At 42.6% G+C, this 21,951-nt stretch carries 34 protein-coding genes; all 34 read left to right on the top strand.

What is annotated here, in order from left to right; genetic code table 11:
* Positions 1-17 precede the first annotated feature (17 nt).
* The 34 genes from rpoC to rpsM all read left to right on the top strand — a co-directional run bounded on the left by rpoC (position 18) and on the right by rpsM (position 21,929).
* Positions 18-3,635: a DNA-directed RNA polymerase subunit beta' gene (rpoC, locus tag LQ226_RS20175; RefSeq protein WP_231419834.1), complete on the top strand. Its 3,618-nt coding sequence runs from the start codon at positions 18-20 to the stop codon at positions 3,633-3,635.
* Between the two features lie 146 nt (positions 3,636-3,781).
* Entirely contained in the window at positions 3,782-4,033 is a 252-nt protein-coding gene (locus LQ226_RS20170) for a 50S ribosomal protein L7ae-like protein (RefSeq protein WP_231419833.1), read from the top strand.
* A 108-nt stretch (positions 4,034-4,141) separates the two neighbouring features.
* The gene (gene rpsL / locus LQ226_RS20165) at positions 4,142-4,555 is read left to right on the top strand and encodes a 30S ribosomal protein S12 (protein WP_231419832.1); all 414 of its coding nucleotides are present in this window, start codon (positions 4,142-4,144) and stop codon (positions 4,553-4,555) included.
* Positions 4,556-4,610: 55 nt separating this feature from the next.
* Entirely contained in the window at positions 4,611-5,081 is a 471-nt protein-coding gene (gene rpsG / locus LQ226_RS20160; protein WP_188655924.1) for a 30S ribosomal protein S7, read from the top strand.
* Between the two features lie 45 nt (positions 5,082-5,126).
* Entirely contained in the window at positions 5,127-7,205 is a 2,079-nt protein-coding gene (gene fusA, locus LQ226_RS20155; RefSeq protein WP_231419831.1) for an elongation factor G, read from the top strand.
* Positions 7,206-7,337: 132 nt separating this feature from the next.
* Positions 7,338-8,528, top strand: a complete 1,191-nt coding sequence (tuf, locus tag LQ226_RS20150; protein ID WP_207528831.1) for an elongation factor Tu — start codon at positions 7,338-7,340, stop codon at positions 8,526-8,528.
* Between the two features lie 409 nt (positions 8,529-8,937).
* A complete protein-coding gene (gene rpsJ, locus LQ226_RS20145) occupies positions 8,938-9,246 on the top strand; it encodes a 30S ribosomal protein S10 (RefSeq protein ID WP_036787781.1) in 309 nt (102 codons plus the stop codon).
* 29 nt (positions 9,247-9,275) lie between these two features.
* On the top strand, positions 9,276-9,905 hold the full coding sequence (gene rplC, locus LQ226_RS20140) for a 50S ribosomal protein L3 (RefSeq protein WP_231419830.1): 630 nt from the start codon (positions 9,276-9,278) through the stop codon (positions 9,903-9,905).
* Between the two features lie 24 nt (positions 9,906-9,929).
* Positions 9,930-10,550: a 50S ribosomal protein L4 gene (gene rplD / locus LQ226_RS20135; RefSeq protein ID WP_231419829.1), complete on the top strand. Its 621-nt coding sequence runs from the start codon at positions 9,930-9,932 to the stop codon at positions 10,548-10,550.
* Positions 10,550-10,840, top strand: coding sequence for a 50S ribosomal protein L23 (gene rplW / locus LQ226_RS20130; protein ID WP_231419828.1), 291 nt, complete (start codon positions 10,550-10,552; stop codon positions 10,838-10,840). Before rplD ends, rplW begins: the two co-directional genes overlap by 1 nt.
* 33 nt (positions 10,841-10,873) lie before the next feature.
* Entirely contained in the window at positions 10,874-11,704 is an 831-nt protein-coding gene (gene rplB, locus LQ226_RS20125) for a 50S ribosomal protein L2 (protein WP_231419827.1), read from the top strand.
* Positions 11,705-11,761: 57 nt separating this feature from the next.
* Positions 11,762-12,040, top strand: coding sequence for a 30S ribosomal protein S19 (gene rpsS, locus LQ226_RS20120; protein WP_036787770.1), 279 nt, complete (start codon positions 11,762-11,764; stop codon positions 12,038-12,040).
* A 19-nt stretch (positions 12,041-12,059) separates the two neighbouring features.
* Positions 12,060-12,401 carry a 50S ribosomal protein L22 gene (rplV, locus tag LQ226_RS20115; RefSeq protein WP_231419826.1) on the top strand — a complete coding sequence of 114 codons (342 nt, stop codon included), beginning with the start codon at positions 12,060-12,062 and terminating at the stop codon, positions 12,399-12,401.
* A gap of 3 nt (positions 12,402-12,404) precedes the next feature.
* Positions 12,405-13,043, top strand: coding sequence for a 30S ribosomal protein S3 (gene rpsC / locus LQ226_RS20110; RefSeq protein WP_231419825.1), 639 nt, complete (start codon positions 12,405-12,407; stop codon positions 13,041-13,043).
* 18 nt (positions 13,044-13,061) lie between these two features.
* Positions 13,062-13,496: a 50S ribosomal protein L16 gene (gene rplP, locus LQ226_RS20105; RefSeq protein WP_231419824.1), complete on the top strand. Its 435-nt coding sequence runs from the start codon at positions 13,062-13,064 to the stop codon at positions 13,494-13,496.
* Positions 13,486-13,683 (top strand): 50S ribosomal protein L29, encoded by a 198-nt coding sequence (rpmC, locus tag LQ226_RS20100; RefSeq protein ID WP_036787762.1) that lies wholly within the window; start codon positions 13,486-13,488, stop codon positions 13,681-13,683. The genes rplP and rpmC overlap by 11 nt, the downstream gene beginning before the upstream one ends.
* 28 nt (positions 13,684-13,711) lie before the next feature.
* Positions 13,712-13,975, top strand: a complete 264-nt coding sequence (gene rpsQ, locus LQ226_RS20095; protein ID WP_036787760.1) for a 30S ribosomal protein S17 — start codon at positions 13,712-13,714, stop codon at positions 13,973-13,975.
* A gap of 43 nt (positions 13,976-14,018) precedes the next feature.
* A complete protein-coding gene (gene rplN / locus LQ226_RS20090) occupies positions 14,019-14,387 on the top strand; it encodes a 50S ribosomal protein L14 (protein WP_036787758.1) in 369 nt (122 codons plus the stop codon).
* Positions 14,388-14,425: 38 nt separating this feature from the next.
* A complete protein-coding gene (rplX, locus tag LQ226_RS20085) occupies positions 14,426-14,737 on the top strand; it encodes a 50S ribosomal protein L24 (protein ID WP_231419823.1) in 312 nt (103 codons plus the stop codon).
* 25 nt (positions 14,738-14,762) lie between these two features.
* Complete coding sequence (rplE, locus tag LQ226_RS20080) at positions 14,763-15,302, top strand: 50S ribosomal protein L5 (RefSeq protein WP_036787754.1); 540 nt, start codon at positions 14,763-14,765, stop codon at positions 15,300-15,302.
* Positions 15,303-15,333: 31 nt separating this feature from the next.
* Positions 15,334-15,519 (top strand): 30S ribosomal protein S14, encoded by a 186-nt coding sequence (gene rpsN / locus LQ226_RS20075; protein ID WP_036787751.1) that lies wholly within the window; start codon positions 15,334-15,336, stop codon positions 15,517-15,519.
* A gap of 29 nt (positions 15,520-15,548) precedes the next feature.
* A complete protein-coding gene (gene rpsH, locus LQ226_RS20070; RefSeq protein WP_036787748.1) occupies positions 15,549-15,947 on the top strand; it encodes a 30S ribosomal protein S8 in 399 nt (132 codons plus the stop codon).
* A gap of 30 nt (positions 15,948-15,977) precedes the next feature.
* Positions 15,978-16,514: a 50S ribosomal protein L6 gene (gene rplF / locus LQ226_RS20065; RefSeq protein WP_231419822.1), complete on the top strand. Its 537-nt coding sequence runs from the start codon at positions 15,978-15,980 to the stop codon at positions 16,512-16,514.
* Positions 16,515-16,546: 32 nt separating this feature from the next.
* Positions 16,547-16,909 (top strand): 50S ribosomal protein L18, encoded by a 363-nt coding sequence (gene rplR, locus LQ226_RS20060; protein ID WP_231419821.1) that lies wholly within the window; start codon positions 16,547-16,549, stop codon positions 16,907-16,909.
* A gap of 20 nt (positions 16,910-16,929) precedes the next feature.
* Positions 16,930-17,436 (top strand): 30S ribosomal protein S5, encoded by a 507-nt coding sequence (gene rpsE, locus LQ226_RS20055; RefSeq protein ID WP_231419820.1) that lies wholly within the window; start codon positions 16,930-16,932, stop codon positions 17,434-17,436.
* A 13-nt stretch (positions 17,437-17,449) separates the two neighbouring features.
* A complete protein-coding gene (gene rpmD / locus LQ226_RS20050; protein WP_231419819.1) occupies positions 17,450-17,632 on the top strand; it encodes a 50S ribosomal protein L30 in 183 nt (60 codons plus the stop codon).
* Between the two features lie 32 nt (positions 17,633-17,664).
* Positions 17,665-18,105, top strand: a complete 441-nt coding sequence (gene rplO, locus LQ226_RS20045; protein ID WP_231419818.1) for a 50S ribosomal protein L15 — start codon at positions 17,665-17,667, stop codon at positions 18,103-18,105.
* The gene (secY, locus tag LQ226_RS20040; RefSeq protein ID WP_231419817.1) at positions 18,105-19,397 is read left to right on the top strand and encodes a preprotein translocase subunit SecY; all 1,293 of its coding nucleotides are present in this window, start codon (positions 18,105-18,107) and stop codon (positions 19,395-19,397) included. Before rplO ends, secY begins: the two co-directional genes overlap by 1 nt.
* 44 nt (positions 19,398-19,441) lie before the next feature.
* Positions 19,442-20,095, top strand: coding sequence for an adenylate kinase (locus LQ226_RS20035; protein WP_231419816.1), 654 nt, complete (start codon positions 19,442-19,444; stop codon positions 20,093-20,095).
* The gene (gene map / locus LQ226_RS20030) at positions 20,092-20,838 is read left to right on the top strand and encodes a type I methionyl aminopeptidase (protein WP_231419815.1); all 747 of its coding nucleotides are present in this window, start codon (positions 20,092-20,094) and stop codon (positions 20,836-20,838) included. Before LQ226_RS20035 ends, map begins: the two co-directional genes overlap by 4 nt.
* Positions 20,839-20,854: 16 nt before the next feature.
* Positions 20,855-21,190 (top strand): KOW domain-containing RNA-binding protein, encoded by a 336-nt coding sequence (locus LQ226_RS20025; RefSeq protein ID WP_036787722.1) that lies wholly within the window; start codon positions 20,855-20,857, stop codon positions 21,188-21,190.
* Positions 21,168-21,386 carry a translation initiation factor IF-1 gene (infA, locus tag LQ226_RS20020; RefSeq protein ID WP_036787719.1) on the top strand — a complete coding sequence of 73 codons (219 nt, stop codon included), beginning with the start codon at positions 21,168-21,170 and terminating at the stop codon, positions 21,384-21,386. Before LQ226_RS20025 ends, infA begins: the two co-directional genes overlap by 23 nt.
* 39 nt (positions 21,387-21,425) lie before the next feature.
* Positions 21,426-21,539: a 50S ribosomal protein L36 gene (gene rpmJ, locus LQ226_RS20015; protein WP_036787716.1), complete on the top strand. Its 114-nt coding sequence runs from the start codon at positions 21,426-21,428 to the stop codon at positions 21,537-21,539.
* Positions 21,540-21,563: 24 nt separating this feature from the next.
* A complete protein-coding gene (rpsM, locus tag LQ226_RS20010; RefSeq protein WP_231419814.1) occupies positions 21,564-21,929 on the top strand; it encodes a 30S ribosomal protein S13 in 366 nt (121 codons plus the stop codon).
* The last annotated feature ends 22 nt before the right edge of the window (positions 21,930-21,951 follow it).

The raw sequence follows: 21,951 nt of genomic DNA, 5'->3' as shown, positions 1-21,951 counted from the left end.
TAAGGGAGGTAGGCCCCTTGCTAGATGTAAACAACTTTGAATATATGAAGATTGGTTTAGCTTCACCTGATAAAATCCGTTCGTGGTCATTTGGTGAAGTGAAGAAACCAGAAACCATTAACTATCGTACGTTAAAACCGGAAAAAGACGGTTTGTTCTGTGAACGCATTTTTGGTCCTACAAAGGACTGGGAATGTCACTGTGGTAAATACAAGCGAGTTCGTTATAAAGGGATCGTTTGTGACCGCTGTGGAGTAGAAGTTACCAAAGCGAAAGTACGTCGTGAGCGTATGGGGCACTTAGAATTAGCTGCCCCTGTCTCTCACATTTGGTACTTCAAAGGAATTCCAAGTCGTATGGGACTTGTTCTTGATATGTCACCACGTGCTTTAGAAGAAGTCATTTACTTCGCTGCATATGTGGTAACAGACCAAGGTGATACAGCTCTTGAAAAGAAACAGTTACTTTCTGAGAAAGAATACCGTACGTACCGCGAGAAGTACGGGAAGTCCTTCCAAGCCATGATGGGTGCTGAAGCCATTCGTAGATTGCTTCAAGATATCGATCTTGAGAAGGAAGTTGACACGCTTAAGGAAGAACTGAAAACAGCCCAAGGCCAGCGTCGTACACGCGCTATTAAACGTTTAGAAGTATTAGAAGCATTCCGTGGTTCAGGAAATGATCCGTCTTGGATGATCCTAGACGTGCTTCCTGTCATCCCGCCGGAACTTCGCCCGATGGTACAGCTTGACGGTGGACGCTTCGCAACTTCTGATTTAAACGATCTTTATCGTCGTGTAATCAACCGTAACAATCGTTTGAAGCGTTTATTAGATCTTGGAGCACCTACGATTATCGTTCAAAACGAAAAACGTATGCTTCAGGAAGCTGTGGATGCTTTAATCGATAACGGCCGTCGTGGTCGTCCAGTAACTGGACCAGGAAATCGTCCTCTAAAATCCCTTTCTCATATGTTGAAAGGTAAGCAAGGTCGTTTCCGCCAAAACTTACTTGGTAAACGTGTAGACTATTCAGGTCGTTCTGTAATCGTCGTAGGACCTAGTCTGAAGATGTACCAGTGTGGTTTACCTAAAGAAATGGCTTTAGAATTATTTAAACCATTTGTTATGCGTGAACTTGTTGACCGTGGACTAGCACACAACATTAAATCTGCTAAGCGAAAAATTGAACGTATTCATCCAGAAGTTTGGGATGTCCTAGAAGAAGTTATTAAAGAGCACCCAGTGTTACTGAACCGTGCCCCTACACTTCACCGTTTAGGTATCCAAGCGTTCGAACCTACTCTTGTAGAAGGTCGTGCAATTCGCCTGCACCCATTAGTATGTACAGCTTATAACGCTGACTTTGATGGTGACCAAATGGCTGTTCACGTTCCATTATCTGCAGAGGCGCAAGCAGAGGCTCGTATCTTAATGCTAGCTGCTCAGAACATCCTTAACCCTAAGGACGGTAAACCAGTTGTAACACCTTCACAGGATATGGTATTAGGTAACTATTACCTGACACTTGAGCGTGAAGAAGCAGTTGGGGAAGGCAAAGTATTTAAAGATACAAACGAAGCACTAATTGCTTACCAAAATGGTTATGTTCACTTACACACACGTGTAGCTGTGCATGCCCGTTCATTAAATAATGGCACATTTACTGAAGAACAGAATAACCAGCTTCTATTAACGACAGTTGGTAAACTGATCTTCAATGAAATTCTGCCTGAATCCTTCCCTTATATTAATGAACCGACTCAAAGTAACCTTGAAGGCAAAACGCCTGAAATGTACTTCATTGAGAAGGGAACAGATGTAAGAGAGGAAATTAAGAAGCGCGAATTAGTTCCTCCATTTAAGAAGAAGATTCTTGGGAACATTATCGCAGAAGTCTTCAAACGCTTTAAGATCAGTGAAACGTCTAAAATGCTTGACCGCATGAAGGACCTAGGTTTCGCTTACTCTACAAAAGCTGGTATCACGGTTGGTGTATCTGACATTGTGGTACTTCCAGAGAAACAAGAGATTCTTGAAGAAGCTCAAGGTAAAGTTGATAAAGTCATGAAACAGTTCCGTCGTGGTTTAATCACTGATGATGAGCGTTACGATCGTGTTATTGCAATTTGGTCAGCGGCCAAAGATGATATTCAAGATCGTCTAATGCAATCACTTGATCCAGCCAACCCGATCTTCATGATGAGTGATTCCGGAGCTCGTGGTAACGCATCTAACTTCACACAGTTAGCGGGTATGCGTGGACTTATGGCCAACCCGGCTGGTAAGATCATTGAACTTCCGATTAAATCAAGTTTCCGTGAAGGTCTGACGGTACTAGAGTACTTCATCTCTACACACGGTGCTCGTAAAGGTCTTGCCGATACGGCACTGAAGACAGCCGATTCAGGTTACCTAACTCGTCGTTTAGTTGACGTTGCTCAAGACGTAATCGTCCGCGAAGACGACTGTGGTACTGATCGAGGATTAGAAGTAGCGTCTCTTACTGAAGGTACAGAAATGATTGAACCGCTAATCGACCGTTTAATCGGACGTACAGCGTTCAAAAAGGTTCATAACCCAGAGACAGGCGAAGTGATGGCTAAACGTGATCAAATTATTACAGAAGATATGGCCCGTTCCATTGTTGATGCTGGTGTTGAAAAAGTAACAATCCGCTCAGCGTTCACATGTAACACGCGTCATGGTGTATGTAAGAAATGTTACGGCCGTAACTTAGCAACTGGATCTGAAGTAGAAGTAGGAGAAGCAGTTGGAATTATTGCTGCACAATCAATTGGTGAGCCTGGTACACAGCTTACAATGCGTACCTTCCACACAGGTGGTGTAGCAGGGGATGACATCACACAGGGTCTTCCTCGTATCCAAGAGCTATTCGAAGCCCGTAACCCGAAAGGTCAAGCTGTTATCAGTGAGATCCATGGTACGGTTGAAGAGATTAATGAAGTGAAAGAGAAATTAGAGATCACAGTACAAGGCGAAGTTGAAAAACGTAGTTACACGGCTCCTTATGGCGCCCGTATGAAAGTAACAGTTGGAGATTCCGTCAAGGCTGGTGAAGAACTAACAGAAGGTTCTGTAGATCCGAAAGAACTACTGAAAATCCAAGGTGTAGAAGGCGTTGAAATGTATCTTCTACGTGAGGTTCAGAAAGTATACCGTATGCAGGGTGTAGAAATCGGGGATAAACACGTTGAAGTAATGGTTCGCCAAATGCTTCGCAAAGTACGTGTCCTTGATGCTGGTGATACAGATGTACTTCCTGGCTCACTACTTGAGATCCACCAATTCCGTGATGCTAACCGTGATGCCCTTATTGAAGGTAGCCAACCTGCTGTTGGTCGTCCTGTTCTGCTTGGTATTACGAAAGCATCTCTTGAAACGGATTCCTTCTTATCTGCCGCATCATTCCAGGAGACAACACGTGTCCTAACGGATGCAGCGATTAAAGGTAAACGTGACGAATTGCTAGGACTTAAAGAAAATGTTATTATTGGTAAGTTGGTTCCGGCAGGTACGGGGATGCCTCGCTATCGTTCCGTGCAACCAGCTTCTGATGAATTAACTGAAGATATGATTAAAGCTGAAGAGCCTGAAGAGATTCCACAGTCTTAATTTCGGTTTATTAAGCTGATGAAGCAAGTGATAATCTAGGAGGCATCTAGAAAAAATATACGAACCACGTTGACATTATGAGTAGCGGGTGATACTATATTCTAGGTGCTTCCATTTATCCTTGTTACTTTGGAGGATATAGTTAAATGTCTTATGAAAAAGTAGCACAGGCTAAGTCGAATGTAGTAATTGGAACAAAGCAAACCATGAAGGCTATAAAACATGGTCAAGTTCAAGAAGTTATTGTTGCTGATGATGCTGATCAGCATGTAACGGCTAAAGTACTGCGACTCGCAGAAGAGTTTGAAACTCCGTTCGCACGAGTGGACTCAATGGAGAAATTGGGAAAAGCTTGTGGAATTGATGTGGGAGCAGCTGTAGTAGCGATAAAGCAATAAAGTTTTGGCGGTAAGGCAAACTTTCGCGAAAGCTTTGTTTTTTGCTTATTTATGAACCACCTGGATGTGTGGTATTACAAAAGCTAAATTTGAAGGGAGGAAAATCTAATGCCTACTATTAACCAATTAGTACGTAAAGGTCGCGTTTCTAAAAAGAAAATGTCAGACTCTCCAGCGCTTAACAAAGGCTATAACAGCTACAAGAAGAAGTTCACTAACCTGTCTTCTCCACAAAAGCGTGGTGTTTGTACACGTGTTGGTACGCTAACACCTAAGAAACCGAACTCTGCACTTCGTAAATATGCGCGTGTTCGTTTAACGAACAGCATTGAAGTGACAGCGTATATCCCTGGTATCGGCCACAACCTACAAGAGCACAGTGTTGTTCTTATCCGTGGCGGACGTGTAAAAGACTTACCAGGTGTACGTTACCACATTGTACGTGGTGCTCTTGACACTGCAGGTGTTGAAGGCCGCATGCAAGGTCGTTCTAAATACGGAACGAAAAAACCTAAAAAATAAGGCAAGTTAACTTGCACTTAATAAAACTTTAGTAAGATTGAAAGGAGGGGACCGTATGCCACGTAAAGGACCAGTACCAAAGCGTGATGTATTGCCAGACCCAATGTACAACTCAAAGCTTGTAACTCGCCTGATCAACCAAATCATGGTGGATGGTAAACGCGGTAAAGCACAAAAAATTCTTTATAAAGCATTCGAACTAGTACAAGAGCGTAGTGGAAACGACGCTATGGAAACTTTCGAACAAGCTCTTAAGAACGTAATGCCAGTACTAGAGGTTAGAGCACGTCGTGTAGGTGGATCTAACTACCAAGTACCTGTTGAAGTACGTCCAGAGCGCCGTCAAGCACTTGGACTTCGTTGGGTTGTTAACTATTCTCGTCTACGCGGTGAGAAGACAATGGAAGAACGTCTAGCTAACGAAATCCTAGATGCAGCAAACAACACTGGTGCTTCTGTTAAGAAGCGCGAAGATGTTCACAAAATGGCTGAAGCAAACAAAGCGTTTGCTCACTACCGTTGGTAAGAACGAACATCAAACTATATCACCCAATAGGGAGGAGAAGAACGCATGCCTAGAGAGTTCTCCTTGGAAAGAACACGTAATATCGGTATCATGGCACACATCGATGCTGGTAAAACCACTGCTACAGAACGTATCTTGTTCTATACAGGCCGTATTCACAAGCTAGGTGAAACGCACGAAGGTGCGTCTCAGATGGACTGGATGGAGCAAGAGCAAGACCGTGGTATCACAATCACTTCTGCAGCAACAACTGCAGAGTGGAAAGACCACCGCATCAACATCATTGATACACCTGGACACGTAGACTTCACAGTAGAAGTTGAACGTTCCCTACGTGTACTTGATGGTTCTGTGGCTGTATTAGATGCTCAATCTGGTGTAGAACCACAAACAGAAACAGTTTGGCGTCAGGCTACTACCTACGGTGTTCCACGTATTGTTTTCATTAACAAAATGGACAAAGTAGGAGCTGACTTCCTATACTCTACTGGTACTCTTCAAGATCGCCTTGGTGCGAATGCTCACCCAATCCAATTACCAATTGGTGCAGAGGATGAGTTTGAAGGGATCATCGATCTTATCGGAATGCAAGCTTACTTCTACGAAGATGACTTAGGTACACGTCTTGAAGCACGTGAAATCCCTGATGAATATAAAGAGCAAGCTGAAGAATACCGCGGTAAGCTTATTGAAGCAGTTGCGGAATCCGATGAAGAATTAATGATGAGATACCTTGAGGGTGAAGAATTCACAAACGAAGAGCTTATGGCAGCGATCCGTCAAGCTACTCTAAACGTTGATTTCTACCCTGTTCTTTGTGGGTCTGCCTTCAAGAACAAAGGTGTTCAATTATTAATCGATGCTGTACTTGACTACCTTCCTTCACCACTAGACGTACCTCCAATCGAAGGTTTCGTTCCACGTACTGAAGAAGCAGTAGTTCGTAAAGCAGATGACAAAGAGCCATTCTCAGCTCTTGCCTTTAAGGTAATGACAGACCCATACGTTGGTAAGTTAACATTCTTCCGCGTATACTCTGGTGTATTATCTTCTGGTTCATACGTGAGAAACTCTACGAAAGATAAGCGTGAGCGTGTAGGTCGTATCCTACAAATGCACGCAAACTCTCGTGAAGAGATCTCTGAAGTATACACAGGAGATATTGCTGCTGGTGTAGGTCTTAAAGATACGGCTACAGGTGACACTCTATGTGATGAGAAGAACCTTGTAATCTTAGAATCCATGGAATTCCCTGAGCCAGTTATCTCTGTTGCGATCGAACCGAAGTCTAAAGCTGACCAAGATAAGATGTCAATTGCACTTGGTAAACTAGCTGAGGAAGATCCAACATTCAAGACGGAAACAAACGTAGAGACTGGTCAAACGATCATCTCTGGTATGGGTGAACTTCACCTAGACATCATCGTTGACCGTCTTCGTCGCGAATTCAAAGTTGAAGCGAACATTGGTAACCCACAAGTTGCTTATCGTGAAACGTTCCGCGGTTCTGCGAACGTTGAAGGTAAGTTCGTACGTCAGTCTGGTGGTCGTGGACAATACGGTCACGTTTGGATGACGTTCGAGCCTAATGAAGAAGGCGCTGGCTTCGAATTCCAAAACAAAGTTGTTGGTGGTGTAATTCCTCGTGAATACATCGCATCAGTTCAACAAGGTGTCGAGGAAGCTATGGAAAACGGTGTAGTTGCCGGTTATCCACTAATCGACATTAAAGCAACGCTATTTGATGGTTCTTACCACGATGTAGACTCCAACGAAATGGCATATAAAGTTGCTGCTTCTATGGCACTTAAAGAAGCGAAAAACAAGTGTAAACCAGTTCTTCTTGAACCAATGATGAAAGTTGAGATTGTTATCCCTGAAGAATATATGGGAGACATCATGGGTGACGTAACTTCCCGTCGTGGACGTGTAGAAGGTATGGATACTCGCGGTACAGCTCAACTTGTTAAAGCATTTGTACCTCTTTCTGAAATGTTCGGTTATGCAACAAGCTTACGTTCTAACACTCAAGGTCGCGGAACGTACACTATGCACTTCTCTCATTACGAAGAAGTACCGAAGAGCATTTCTGAAGAGATTATCAAGAAAAATTCTGGTCAATAATTGATTTTTTCGTAAATCTCAAGTATAACTTGTATTGTACGTATAGGAGCTAAAGACCTTAAGGTTTTAGCTCCTGTACAACAAATATATTTACAATAACATTTTCTTATATTTAAAGGAGGAAGTTTTAGAATGGGTAAAGAGAAATTTGACCGTTCCAAGTCCCACGTTAATATTGGGACTATTGGACACGTTGACCATGGTAAAACTACATTAACAGCAGCAATCACTACTTGCTTACACCAGCGTTCTGGTTCTGGTACAGCAATGGCGTACGACCAAATTGACGGTGCTCCAGAAGAGCGCGAGCGCGGTATTACAATCGCAACAGCTCACGTTGAGTACGAAACTGAAACTCGTCACTATGCACACGTTGACTGCCCAGGTCACGCTGACTACGTTAAGAACATGATCACTGGTGCGGCACAAATGGACGGCGCGATCCTAGTTGTATCTGCAGCTGACGGTCCAATGCCACAAACTCGTGAGCACATCCTACTTTCTCGCCAGGTTGGTGTACCTGCGATTGTAGTATTCCTTAACAAGTGCGACATGGTAGACGACGAAGAGCTACTTGAACTAGTAGAAATGGAAGTACGTGACCTTCTTGGCGAATACGACTTCCCTGGTGACGATGTACCAGTAGTTAAAGGTTCTGCTCTTAAAGCTCTTGAAGGCGAAGAGCAATACGTTAACGCGATCTTCGAACTTATGGACGCTGTTGACGAATATATCCCAACTCCAGAGCGTGACAACGACAAGCCATTCATGATGCCTGTTGAGGACGTATTCTCAATCACTGGCCGTGGTACAGTTGCAACTGGCCGTGTTGAGCGTGGATCTGTTAAAGTTGGCGATGAAATTGAAATCATCGGTATGGCAGAGGAAGCATTCAAGACTACAGTAACTGGTGTTGAAATGTTCCGTAAGCTTCTTGACTATGCTGAAGCTGGTGACAACATCGGTGCACTACTTCGTGGTGTTAACCGTGACGATATCAACCGTGGTCAAGTACTAGCTAAGCCTGGTACAATCACTCCTCACCATAAGTACAAAGCAGAAGTTTATGTACTTTCAAAAGAAGAAGGTGGGCGTCATACTCCATTCTTCAACAACTACCGCCCACAGTTCTACTTCCGTACTACGGACGTAACTGGCGTTATCCAACTTCCTGAAGGCGTAGAAATGGTTATGCCTGGGGACAACGTAGAAATGGAAGTTGAACTTATTTCTAAAATCGCTATCGAAGATGGAACTAAGTTCTCAATCCGTGAAGGTGGCCGTACAGTAGGCGCTGGCGTTGTATCTACAATCATTGAATAGTCTTTTAATGAATAAAGCAGTGAGCTATAAAGCTCGCTGCTTTTTTTATGCTCGAAAATCAAAAACGACTTTCTTCTATATAATATGAGCACGATGGATGATCATGAATGAAACCTCCAAGTTCATAAGGGTTGGAAGTTAAATTACAGAATAACTGAAGAAAAAAGGTATGCCCCCTTGAAAAGAAGGACATACCTTTGTATAATATAAAAAGTGCGATCACATATGAAAATACATTTTGTTATTGCATTCGAGCCCATTATTTATTATAATGAATAATGTTGGTCATAAAAGGCGATGAAGCGAAAGGTTGCTGAAACACCCGGCCCCTTTGCCATGGCGGGTAGTTCAGGTTAAATTTTCGTGGAGAATGTCTGTTACTAAAATAGGCGAAAAAGGAGGGAAAATAATGGCAAAAGAGAAGATTCGTATTCGTTTAAAGGCGTATGATCACCGTATTCTAGATCAATCCGCTGAAAAGATTGTGGACACTGCAAAGCGTTCAGGTGCTAATGTATCTGGTCCAATCCCGCTTCCGACAGAGCGTTCCATCTACACAGTGCTTCGTGCGGTACACAAATACAAAGATGCTCGTGAGCAATTTGAAATGCGTACACACAAACGTCTAATCGACATCGTAAATCCAACACCACAAACGGTTGACTCGCTAATGCGTTTAGATTTACCATCTGGTGTGGACATCGAAATTAAATTATAAACTATATGAATAAATAGGAGGTGTGACGGATGACGAAAGGAATCTTAGGTCGTAAGATCGGCATGACACAGCTTTTCGATGAAACTGGCGAACTAGTACCAGTAACAGTAGTTGAAGCTGACCAAAACGTCGTGCTACAGAAGAAAACTGCTGAGAATGACGGTTATGAAGCTGTACAAATCGGTTTTGCGGACAAACGAGATAAACTAGCTAACAAAGCTGAGAAAGGCCATGCTGGTAAAGCAGAGGCTGCTCCTAAGCGCTTCGTTCGTGAATTCCGTGATGCAAACCTTGAAGACTACGACTTAGGTCAAGAGGTTTCTGTAAACGTATTTGCAGCTGGTGATGTAATTAACGTTACTGGTATTTCGAAGGGTAAAGGCTTCCAGGGTGCTATCAAGCGCCACAACCAAGGTCGCGGACCTGAAACTCACGGTTCTCGTTACCACCGTCGTCCAGGTTCTATGGGTCAAATGGATCCAGGACACGTATTCAAAGGTATGGCTCTTCCAGGTCAAATGGGTGGCGAACAAGTTACTATCAAAAACCTTGAAGTAGTTAAGGTTGACGAAGAACGCAACCTACTTCTTATCAAAGGTAACGTACCTGGTGCGAAGAAGTCTTACGTGAAAATCACAAGTGCAAATAAGGCTAACTAATACAATACGAAGGGAGGATATGTCATGCCTAAAGTAGCACTATTTAACCAAAGCGGTTCTCAAGTAGGCGATGTTGAGTTGAATGAGTCCGTTTTTGGTATTGAGCCAAACACACATGTAATGAACGAAGCTGTTTTAATGCAACGCTCTTCATTACGTCAAGGTACTCATTTAGTTAAAAATCGCTCTGAAGTAAGTGGCGGAGGACGCAAACCATGGCGTCAAAAAGGAACTGGACGTGCGCGTCAAGGTTCAATCCGTTCACCACAATGGGTAGGTGGAGGAACAGTATTTGGTCCTACACTACGTAGCTACAGCTACAAACTACCTAAGAAAGTTCGTCGTTTAGCTTTAAAATCTGCTCTTTCTCAAAAAGCTGCTGACAACGACCTTATCGTTCTAGAGAGTCTTTCTCTTGAAGCTCCTAAAACTAAAGAAGTTGTTAACATGCTTAAAGGGCTAGATGCTGAAAAAGCGATCATCGTTACAGCTAACGTTGAAGAGAACGTAGTACTATCAGCTAATAACATTCAAGATGTTAAGGTACTAACTGTTGAACAAGTTAACGTACTTGACTTGTTAACGCATGACAAGCTGATCTTAACTAAGGATGCAGCTGAAAAAGCAGGGGAGGTGCTTGCATAATGAAGAACCCACGTGATATTATTAAGCGCCCTGTAATTACAGAAAGATCTGCGGATCTAATGGCTGAGAAAAAATACACGTTTGAAGTTAGCCCAAAAGCTAATAAAACTGAAATCAAAGAAGCGATCGAAGTTATCTTTGGTGTTAAAGTTGAAAAAGTAAACACTATGAACCTTAATGGTAAATTCAAGCGTATGGGACGTTATGGAGGTTACCGTGCCGACCGCAAAAAAGCAGTCGTTAAGTTAACTCCAGAAAGCCAAGACCTTGAATTCTTCGAAGGTGCTTAAATAAAAATTGATAAATAAAGGAGGGAAATAAAGATGGCGATTAAAAAGTTTAGACCAACTACAAACGGTCGTCGCAGCATGTCAGGTTCTGATTTCGCTGAGATCACTACTGATCAACCAGAAAAATCCTTGCTAACTCCACTACACGGAAAAGGTGGACGTAACAACCAAGGTCGGTTAACAGTTCGTCATCAAGGCGGCGGTCATAAGCGTCAATACCGTATTATCGACTTCAAACGCGACAAAGATGGAATACCAGGACGCGTTGCTACAGTTGAGTACGATCCTAACCGTTCCGCTAACATTGCTCTAATCAACTACGTGGATGGTGAAAAGCGTTATATCCTAGCTCCTAAAGGTCTTCAAGTAGGAACTCAAATCATTTCAGGTTCTGAAGCAGACATTAAAGTAGGTAACGCTCTTACACTTCAAGACATCCCAGTTGGTACAACAGTTCACAACATTGAACTTAAACCAGGACGCGGTGGACAAATCGCACGTTCAGCTGGTGCTTCAGCACAAATTCTTGGACGTGAAGGTAAGTACACTCTAGTACGTCTTAAATCTGGTGAAGTTCGCTTAGTTCTTGGTACTTGCCGTGCTACAGTAGGTCAAGTAGGTAACCTTGAGCATGAACTTATCAACGTAGGTAAAGCTGGTCGTTCTCGTTGGAAAGGTATCCGCCCAACAGTTCGTGGTTCTGTTATGAACCCAGTAGATCACCCACACGGTGGTGGTGAAGGACGCGCTCCAATCGGTCTTCCATCTCCAATGTCACCATGGGGTAAACCTACACTTGGCAAGAAAACACGCAAACGCAACAAGTCGTCTGATAAATATATCGTACGTCGTCGTAAAAAATAATCGGGATAGACGTCGGGTGAATTAGCTCGACTGTCAATCACGAAGGGAGGTTTATGCATGGGTCGTAGCCTAAAAAAGGGACCTTTCGTTGATGATCATTTAATGAAAAAAGTTGAAGGATTGAATGAGAGCGGACAACATCAGGTTATTAAAACTTGGTCTCGTCGTTCTACTATCTTCCCTAACTTTGTGGGTCATACTATCGCAATTTATGATGGACGCAAACATGTACCTGTATATGTTACAGAAGACATGGTAGGCCACAAACTTGGTGAATTCGCACCAACACGTACGTTCAAAGGCCACAGTGGCGATGATAAGAAAACAAAACGCTAAATGAGAGGAGGCACACAAGATGCAAGCCAAAGCCGTTGCGAAATCCGTTCGTATTGCTCCTCGTAAAGCTCGTTTGGTTATTGATTTAATTCGAGGAAAAAAGGTTGGGGAAGCAATTGCAATTCTGCGTCACACAGAGCGCGGAGCTTCACCAGAGATTGAAAAAGTACTAAACTCTGCTATTGCAAATGCGGAGCATAACAATGAAATGGACCCGGATAGTCTAGTAGTATCTGAAGCTTTTGTTAACGAAGGCGTAACTCTTAAACGTTTCCGTCCACGTGCGATGGGACGCGCAAGTCAGATCAACAAACGTACTAGTCATATCACGGTCGTTGTATCAGAAAAGAAGGAGGGATAATCAGTGGGTCAAAAAGTTAATCCAGTAGGTCTGCGTATTGGTGTCATTCGTGACTGGGAGTCAAAATGGTACGCTGGCAAAGACTATGCAGATTTACTTCATGAAGACATTAAGATTCGTGAATATGTAGAACAGCGTCTACAAGATGCTTCTGTATCTACTATTGAAATCGAACGTGCTGCGAACCGCGTTAACGTTACTATCCACACTGCGAAGCCAGGTATGGTAATTGGTAAAGGTGGTTCTGAGGTTGAAGCACTTCGTAAATCTCTAAATGATCTATCTGGCAAACGTGTTCACATCAACATCGTTGAAGTGAAGAAAGCTGATTTAAATGCAACATTAGTTGCTGAAAATATTGCACGTCAACTAGAAAACCGTGTATCATTCCGTCGCGCTCAGAAACAAACTATCCAACGTGCTATGCGTGGAGGAGCGAAAGGAATTCGTACTCAGGTATCTGGTCGTCTAGGCGGAGCAGACATTGCTCGCGCAGAATCTTACAGTGAAGGTACTGTACCACTACACACACTTCGCGCAGACATCGATTACGGTACTGCAGAAGCTGACACAACTTACGGTAAGTTAGGTGTCAAAGTGTGGATCTACCGTGGAGAAGTCCTTCCATCAAAACGAAACTAAGGAAGGGGGAAAAGCATAATGTTAATGCCAAAACGCGTAAAATATCGTAAGCAGCACCGTGATAGCTTAGCTGGCCGTGCAAAAGGCGGTACATCAGTAGCATTCGGTGAATTCGGACTACAGGCTGTAGAACCAGCACGTATTACAAGCCGTCAAATCGAGGCAGCACGTATTGCAATGACTCGTTACATGAAACGTGGCGGTAAAGTATGGATTAAAATCTTCCCAGATAAGCCTTACACAGCGAAGCCCCTAGAAGTACGTATGGGTTCCGGTAAAGGTGCACCTGAAGGTTGGGTAGCAGTTACGAAGCCAGGCAAGATCATGTTTGAAATTGCTGGAGTTTCAGAAGAAGTAGCACGTGAAGCATTACGTCTTGCTTCTCACAAACTGCCGATCAAAACGAAGTTTGTAAAACGTGAAGAAATTGGTGGTGAGATCAATGAAGGCTAATGAAATCAGAGAACTAACCACTGCCGAAATTGAACAAAAAGTTACGTCTCTTAAAGAAGAGCTATTTAACCTACGCTTCCAGCTAGCAACTGGTCAACTTGAAAACACTGCTCGCATCCGTCAAGTACGTAAGTCAATCGCGAGTATGAAAACCGTTGTTCGCGAAAGAGAGCTAGGCGCTAAATAATCGATAATCGAGAGGAGGTTAGCCTCAAATGAGTGAACGCAATAATCGTAAGGTTTACACTGGCCGTGTTGTTTCAGATAAAATGGACAAAACGATTACTGTATTAGTTGAAACGTACAAATTCCACCAACTATATGGTAAACGTGTTAAATATTCTAAGAAATTCAAAACTCACGACGAGCAAAATGCTGCAAAACTTGGCGATGTCGTTAAAATTATGGAAACTCGTCCGCTATCCGCTAGCAAACGTTTCCGTTTAGTTGAAATCGTTGAAGAATCAGTTATTATCTAATATTGTTCGTAGGGGATGAAACCCGAAGGGAGGTAACAACCGTATGATTCAACAGGAAACTTCTTTAAAAGTTGCAGACAACTCTGGTGCTCGTGAAGTTCAAACCATTAAAGTATTAGGTGGATCTGGCCGTAAGACTGCCAATATTGGTGATATTATTGTTTGTTCAGTGAAACAAGCAACACCAGGAGGCGTTGTCAAAAAAGGTGAAGTAGTACGCGCGGTTATCGTACGTACAAAGAGCGGTGTTCGCCGTAAAGATGGATCTTATATCCGTTTCGATGAAAATGCTGCAGTAATCATCCGTGATGACAAAGGCCCACGTGGTACTCGTATTTTCGGACCTGTTGCACGTGAACTTCGTGATAAGAAATTCATGAAGATTGTATCACTTGCGCCAGAAGTATTATAAATACTCGAACTATTGCCTTGTAAGGAGGTGCCACAACAATGCATGTAAAAAAAGGTGACAAAGTCATGGTGATCACTGGTAAGGATAAAGGCAAGCAGGGAACGATCCTAGAAGCTTACCCGAAAAAAGAGCGTGTCCTTGTTGAAGGCGTAAATGTTGTTAAAAAACATGCGAAGCCATCACAAGACAACCCTCAGGGCGGTATCCTAAGCCAAGAAGCACCGATTCATGTGTCGAACGTTTTACCAGTTGACCCTAAATCAGGTGATGCTACACGCGTCGGTTATGAAGTGCGTGATGGAAAGAAAGTTCGTATCGCTAAAAAATCAGGTGAAGCTTTAGATAAATAAATAGCGATGAAAGGAGGGCTACGTGATGAATCAACTTAAACAACAATATCAAGATGAGATCGTATCAAGCTTGATGAATAAATTCGAATATGACTCTGTGATGGAAGTACCGAAGGTCGAAAAGATCATCATTAACATGGGTGTTGGTGACGCAGTACAAAACGCAAAAGCGTTAGACAACGCTGTTGAAGAGTTAGAATTAATCTCTGGTCAAAAACCACTAATCACAAAAGCGAAGAAATCAATTGCTGGTTTCCGTCTACGTGAAGGAATGCCGATTGGCGCGAAAGTAACCCTTCGTGGTGAGCGTATGTATCAATTCCTACAAAAATTAATCGCTGTTTCTTTACCACGAGTACGTGACTTCCGCGGTATCTCAAACAAAGCGTTTGACGGTCGCGGTAACTACACTCTAGGTGTTAAAGAGCAATTAATTTTCCCAGAGATCAATTATGATAAAGTAAGCAAAGTACGCGGAATGGACATTGTTATTGTTACAACTGCTAACAATGACGAAGAAGCGAGCGAATTACTAACTCAATTCGGTATGCCTTTCCAGAAATAAGCTACTCAAGCTTTAATAAGGAGGGAAAATTGTGGCTAAAAAATCAATGATCGCGAAACAACAGCGTAAACAAAAGTTTAAAGTACAAGAGTACACACGTTGCGAACGTTGTGGTCGCCCACATTCTGTACTACGTAAATTTAAGCTTTGCCGAATTTGTTTCCGTGAACTTGCATACAAAGGTCAAATTCCTGGTGTCAAAAAAGCAAGCTGGTAATCCCCAATTAGGGAAGGAGGTAATCTAAAATGGTCATGACAGATCCAATTGCAGATATGCTAACTCGCATTCGTAATGCGAACATGGTACGTCACGAGAAGCTTGAAGTACCTGCTTCTAAGCTAAAAAAAGAAGTTGCGGACATTCTTAAACGTGAAGGCTTCGTTCGTGATTACGAAATGGTTGAAGACGATAAACAAGGAATCTTACGTATTTTCCTTAAGTACGGTGCTAACAACGAGCGTGTTATCACTGGATTAAAACGAATCAGTAAACCTGGTCTTCGTGTTTACGCGAAAGCTGATGAGCTTCCACGCGTATTAAACGGTCTTGGAGTAGCAGTCGTATCTACTTCAAATGGTGTTTTAACGGACAAGGAAGCACGCCAACAAGCTATTGGCGGCGAAGTGCTTGCTTACGTTTGGTAATAAACAATTGAATGACAGGAGGTGCACAGTATGTCCCGCGTAGGTTTAAAACAACTACAAATCCCTGAAGGTGTTGAAATCAGCATGAATGGGGACGAAGTTACAGTTAAAGGCCCTAAAGGTGAATTAACTCGTACTTTCCATCCAGACATGACGATCAGCATTGAAGACAATATTTTAAGCGTTGCTCGCCCAAGCGATAACAAAGAACATCGTTCTTTACATGGTACCACTCGTAGTCTTATCGGAAACATGGTTGAAGGTGTTTCTAAAGGTTTCGAAAAGAGCCTTGAAATCCAAGGTGTAGGTTACCGTGCGCAGAAGCAAGGTGAAAAAATTATCATTAACGCTGGTTACTCTCACCCAGTTGAGGTAGAAAAGCGTGAAGGTATTGAAATCGAAGTACCATCTAACACAAAAGTAACTATTAAAGGTATCGATAAAGAACTAGTTGGCGCTGTTGCTGCAAATATCCGCGCTATCCGCCCACCGGAACCTTACAAAGGTAAAGGTATCCGTTACGAAGGCGAACAAGTTCGTCGTAAAGAAGGTAAGACTGCTAAATAAGTTTCGTTAGGGAACAGAAAGGAGTGACCTGAATGATCACAAAAGCTGACAAAAATGCTGTGCGTAAGAGAAGACATGCACGTGTGCGTAAAAAAGTAGCTGGTACTCCGGAACGTCCACGTTTAAACGTTTATCGTTCAAACAAACACATTTACGCTCAAATTATTGATGATGTAAATGGTGTTACACTAGCTAGCGCTTCTACAGTAGATAACGAGTTCAATCTTGAAACTACTGGAAACGTTGAAGCTGCGACAAAAGTTGGTCAAATGGTAGCTGATCGTGCGAAGAACAATGGCGTTTCTACTATTGTATTCGACCGCGGAGGTTATTTATATCACGGACGTGTGAAAGCTCTAGCTGACGCTGCTCGCGAAGCAGGACTAGAATTTTAATAGTAAAAGGAGGGACAGAAATGAGTACAAACGTAGTAGATCCTAACAAATTAGATCTAGAAGAACGCGTTGTTACTGTCAACCGTGTTGCAAAGGTTGTTAAAGGTGGACGCCGCTTCCGTTTTGCTGCATTGGTTGTAGTAGGAGACAAAAATGGTCATGTTGGATTCGGTACTGGTAAAGCCCAAGAGGTTCCAGAAGCGATTCGTAAAGCAATTGAAGATGCGAAGAAAAATCTAATCACTGTACCAACAGTTGGTACTACAATTCCACACGAAATCAACGGACGTTTCGGTGCTGGAAACATCCTTATGAAACCTGCTGCAGAAGGTACAGGAGTTATCGCAGGTGGACCCGTACGTGCGGTACTTGAGCTTGCAGGTGTAGGTGACATCCTATCTAAATCATTAGGTTCAAACACACCAATTAACATGGTACGTGCTACACTAAACGGACTTAGCGAACTTAAGCGTGCAGAAGACGTTGCGAAACTTCGTGGAAAGTCTGTAGAAGAACTGTTAGGATAAGGAGGGAAATCATATGTCTAAAAAATTAGAAATTACCCTCACTCGCAGTGTGATTGGCAGACCAGAACCACAGCGCTCTACTGTAAAGGCGCTTGGTCTTAAGAAAATTCGCCAAACCGTAGTTCACGAAGATACTCCAGCTGTACGTGGTATGGCGAACAAAGTATCTCACCTAGTGACGGTAAAAGAAGTATAACGATCAAATAACGTATAAGAGGAGGTGCTACAATGAAACTTCATGAACTGAAGTCAGCAGAAGGTACTCGTAAAACACGTAATCGTGTAGGCCGTGGTATGGCTACAGGTAACGGAAAAACTTCTGGACGTGGTCATAAAGGACAAAAAGCTCGTTCCGGTGGCGGTACTCGCCCAGGTTTCGAGGGAGGTCAAATGCCTCTATTCCAACGCCTACCAAAGCGTGGTTTCACAAACATTCACCGCAAAGAGTTTGCAGTTGTAAACCTTGATGCGTTGAATCGTTTTGAAGAAGGTACAGAGGTCACTCCTGAGCTTTTACTTGAAACAGGCGTGGTTAGCAAACTTAATTCTGGCATCAAAGTACTTGGTAAAGGTAACATTGAGAAGAAACTAACTGTAAAAGCTCATAAGTTCTCTGCTTCCGCGAAAGAAGCGATCGAAGCAGCGGGCGGTCAAACTGAGGTGATTTAATGTTCCGGACAATCTCCAATTTTATGCGCGTGAGTGATATACGACAAAAGATCATCTTCACTCTTTTAATGTTAGTCGTATTTCGACTTGGAACATTTATACCTGTTCCATTTACAGATAAGAACGCCATTAACTTTATGAATGAAAATAATGTTTTTGGCTTCTTAAATACGTTTGGGGGCGGAGCCCTTCAACAGTTCTCCATTTTTGCAATGGGAATCATGCCGTATATCACGGCCAGCATCATTATGCAGCTTTTGCAGATGGATGTTGTTCCTAAATTTGCAGAGTGGAAGAAACAAGGTGAAGTTGGCCGTCGTAAATTAGCTCAGTTTACCCGCTATGGAACGGTTGTTCTTGCTTTTATTCAAGCAATTGGAATGTCAGTCGGCTTTAACGCTATGACTGGCGGACAATTGATCTTAGATCCAGGCGCTATGAAGTTTGTTGTCATTGCACTTGTATTAACAAGTGGAACAACATTCTTAATGTGGCTTGGGGAGCAAATCACAGCTCATGGTGTAGGTAACGGAATTTCCATCTTAATCTTTGCAGGGATTGCAGCTGGTATTCCGGGTGGAGTAAACCAGCTTTATGAGAAATACATTGCCGGTGCAGGTGAACAGCTATTTCTCAATATCGTAATCGTAGCATTGATTGCACTAGTAACAGTTGGAATTGTCGTTGGAGTTATATTCATTCAACAAGCGTTGCGTAAAATTCCTATCCAATATGCGAAGCGATTAGTAAATCGTTCTCCAGTGGGTGGTCATTCTACGCACCTTCCGATAAAAGTAAATGCTGCAGGGGTTATCCCAGTAATCTTCGCTATCTCATTTATCGTTGCACCGCGTACAGTCGCAGGGTTCTTCGGTGATAATGAAGTAGCATCCACTATCCAGTATATCTTTGATTATCAGAACTGGACTGGAATGATTATTTATGTAGCTTTAATTATTGCCTTCACGTATTTCTACACATTCGTTCAGGTTAACCCGGAACAAATGGCAGAAAACTTGAAGAAGCAAGGTGGATATATCCCAGGAATTCGTCCTGGTAAGAACACCGAAACTTATTTGACTCGTGTACTTTACCGTTTAACATTTGTAGGATCCCTTTTCTTAGCTGTAATTGCTGTATTACCAATTATTCTAGGAAACATTGCGGGATTACCACAAAGCGTTCAAATTGGTGGTACTAGTCTACTCATCGTAGTTGGTGTTGCACTAGAAACGATGAAACAATTAGAAAGTCAATTAGTGAAACGTCACTATAAAGGCTTCATTAAATAAAAGGATTAGGTGCTAATCCACCATATGAGAGCGAGGGGAACATTTTGAACTTAATCTTAATGGGTTTACCAGGTGCTGGTAAAGGTACCCAGGCAGAGAAGATCGTTGAAAAATACCAAATCCCTCATATCTCAACAGGAGATATGTTTCGTGCTGCGATTAAAGAAGGAACAGACCTAGGTAAAGAAGCTAAGTCCTATATGGACCAAGGTGCTCTTGTGCCTGACGAAGTGACAATTGGTATTGTTCGCGAACGTCTTGGCAAAGATGATGCTAAAGAAGGCTTCTTACTAGACGGTTTCCCAAGAACAATCGCACAAGCAGAAGCGCTTGAAACAGTTCTTTCTGATTTAGGCTCTACCTTAGATTATGTTCTTCATATCGATGTAGACCAAGATCAGCTTGTCGAACGTTTGACTGGACGCAGAATTTGTCCAACATGTGGCGCCACTTATCATGTAACATTCAACCCTCCTAAAGTGGAAGGGAAATGCGATCATGATGGCAGCGAACTCATTCAGCGTGATGACGACAAGCCAGAAACCGTACGCAAGCGTGTTGAAGTAAACCTTGAAAACACTAAACCACTTTTAGACTTCTATGAAGGTAAAGGATATTTAGTTACAATCAATGGAGATCAAGAAATTGATCAAGTCTTCCATGATATTGATAACAAGCTCGGAGGCTTATCTAAATGATTATTACAAAAACGCCACGTGAATTAGATATCATGCGTGAAGCCGGCCGAATAGTCGCACTCACGCACCAGGAATTGCAAAAGCATATTGAACCTGGTATCTCTACCAAAAAACTTGATGAGATTGCAGAAGAATTCATCCTCAGTATGGATGCAATTCCTTCTTTCAAAGGTTATAATGGATTCCGTGGCAGTATTTGTGTATCTGTCAATGAAGAGCTGGTACATGGAATTCCAGGTGATCGCCAACTAAACAATGGAGATATTATCTCAATTGATATTGGCGCTAAATATAAAGGCTATCATGGAGATTCTGCCTGGACTTACCCAGTAGGGGAAATCGATGAAGCAACACAGGAACTACTTGATGTAACAGAAGAGTCCTTGTTTAAAGGTCTGGATGAAATTAAACCGGGCGTTCGCTTATCTAATATTTCTCATGCTATTCAATCATTCGTAGAACCTAAAGGTTTCTCTATTGTTAGAGAATATGTAGGCCACGGAGTTGGGCAAGAGCTTCATGAAGATCCACAAATTCCACACTACGGCCCACCTAATAAGGGGCCGCGACTTAGACCAGGAATGGTTTTAGCCGTAGAGCCAATGGTCAATGCTGGTGAACGTTATGTACGGACACTTGCTGACAACTGGACAGTAGTGACGGAAGATGGTAAGATGTGTGCCCACTTCGAGCATACTATTGCTATAACGGATGAAGGTTTTGAGATTTTAACTAAAGCCTAAGTGAAGGTGATCGTTTTTGAACGAAGCGGATTCGAGTCCACGAATAGGTCAGGTTGTTCGTGTTTTGCAAGGACGTGAGGTTGAACAATATATGATTATCATCGGATTTGTTGATGATCGTTTTGTGATGCTCGCAGACGGAGAAAAACGAAAGTACGACAGGCCGAAGAAGAAGAATATTCAACACATTGAATGTACTGAGTATGTTTCTCCTGAGGTCGAAAATAGCCTTCTAGAAACTGGTCGCGTAACGAATGGCAAACTTCGTTTTGCCTTATCAAAATTTGTAGATGAAGCAGTGACTGATTTGAAGAAGGGAGATCAACTCGATGGCGAAAGAAGATGTAATTGAAGTAGAAGGAACAATCGTTGACACATTGCCTAATGCAATGTTTAAAGTTGAGTTAGAGAACGGTCATACCGTACTCGCTCACGTTTCCGGTAAGATACGCATGCATTTCATTCGTATTCTTCCAGGAGATAAAGTGACGGTTGAACTTTCTCCATATGATTTAAGTAGAGGACGTATTACCTACCGCTATAAATAATAACGCGGGAATGCTCCGATCTAAAAGGAGGTATGGATGATGAAGGTAAGACCATCTGTAAAACCAATTTGCGAAAAATGCAAAGTTATCCGTCGTAAAGGTAAAGTAATGGTAATTTGCGATAATCCTAAGCATAAACAAAAACAAGGATAAGTACTAAAGGAGGTGCACTGCTGAATGGCACGTATTGCTGGTATTGACATTCCACGTGACAAACGTATTGTCATTTCATTAACGTATGTATACGGCATTGGACACACTACTGCTAAAAATGTTTTAGCGGAAGCTGGCGTATCTGAGGATACTCGTGTTCGTGACCTAACAGAAGATGAATTAGCTAAGATTCGTACAGCTCTTGAGAGCTACACTGTAGAAGGTGATCTTCGTCGTGAGAACTCTCTTAACGTGAAGCGCCTGATCGAAATCGGTTCCTACCGTGGAATCCGTCACCGTCGTAGTCTTCCACTTCGCGGTCAGAAAACGAAAAACAACTCTCGTACGCGTAAAGGTCCACGTCGTACAGTTGCAAACAAGAAAAAATAAGGTATAAAGGAGGTAAGCTAAC

Origin of the sequence: Pontibacillus sp. HN14 (genome assembly GCF_021129245.1) — a bacterium.
Classification (GTDB): domain Bacteria; phylum Bacillota; class Bacilli; order Bacillales; family BH030062; genus Pontibacillus.
The sequence above is the reverse complement of the archived record's forward strand: the minus strand, read 5'-3'. Positions and strand labels throughout refer to the sequence as shown.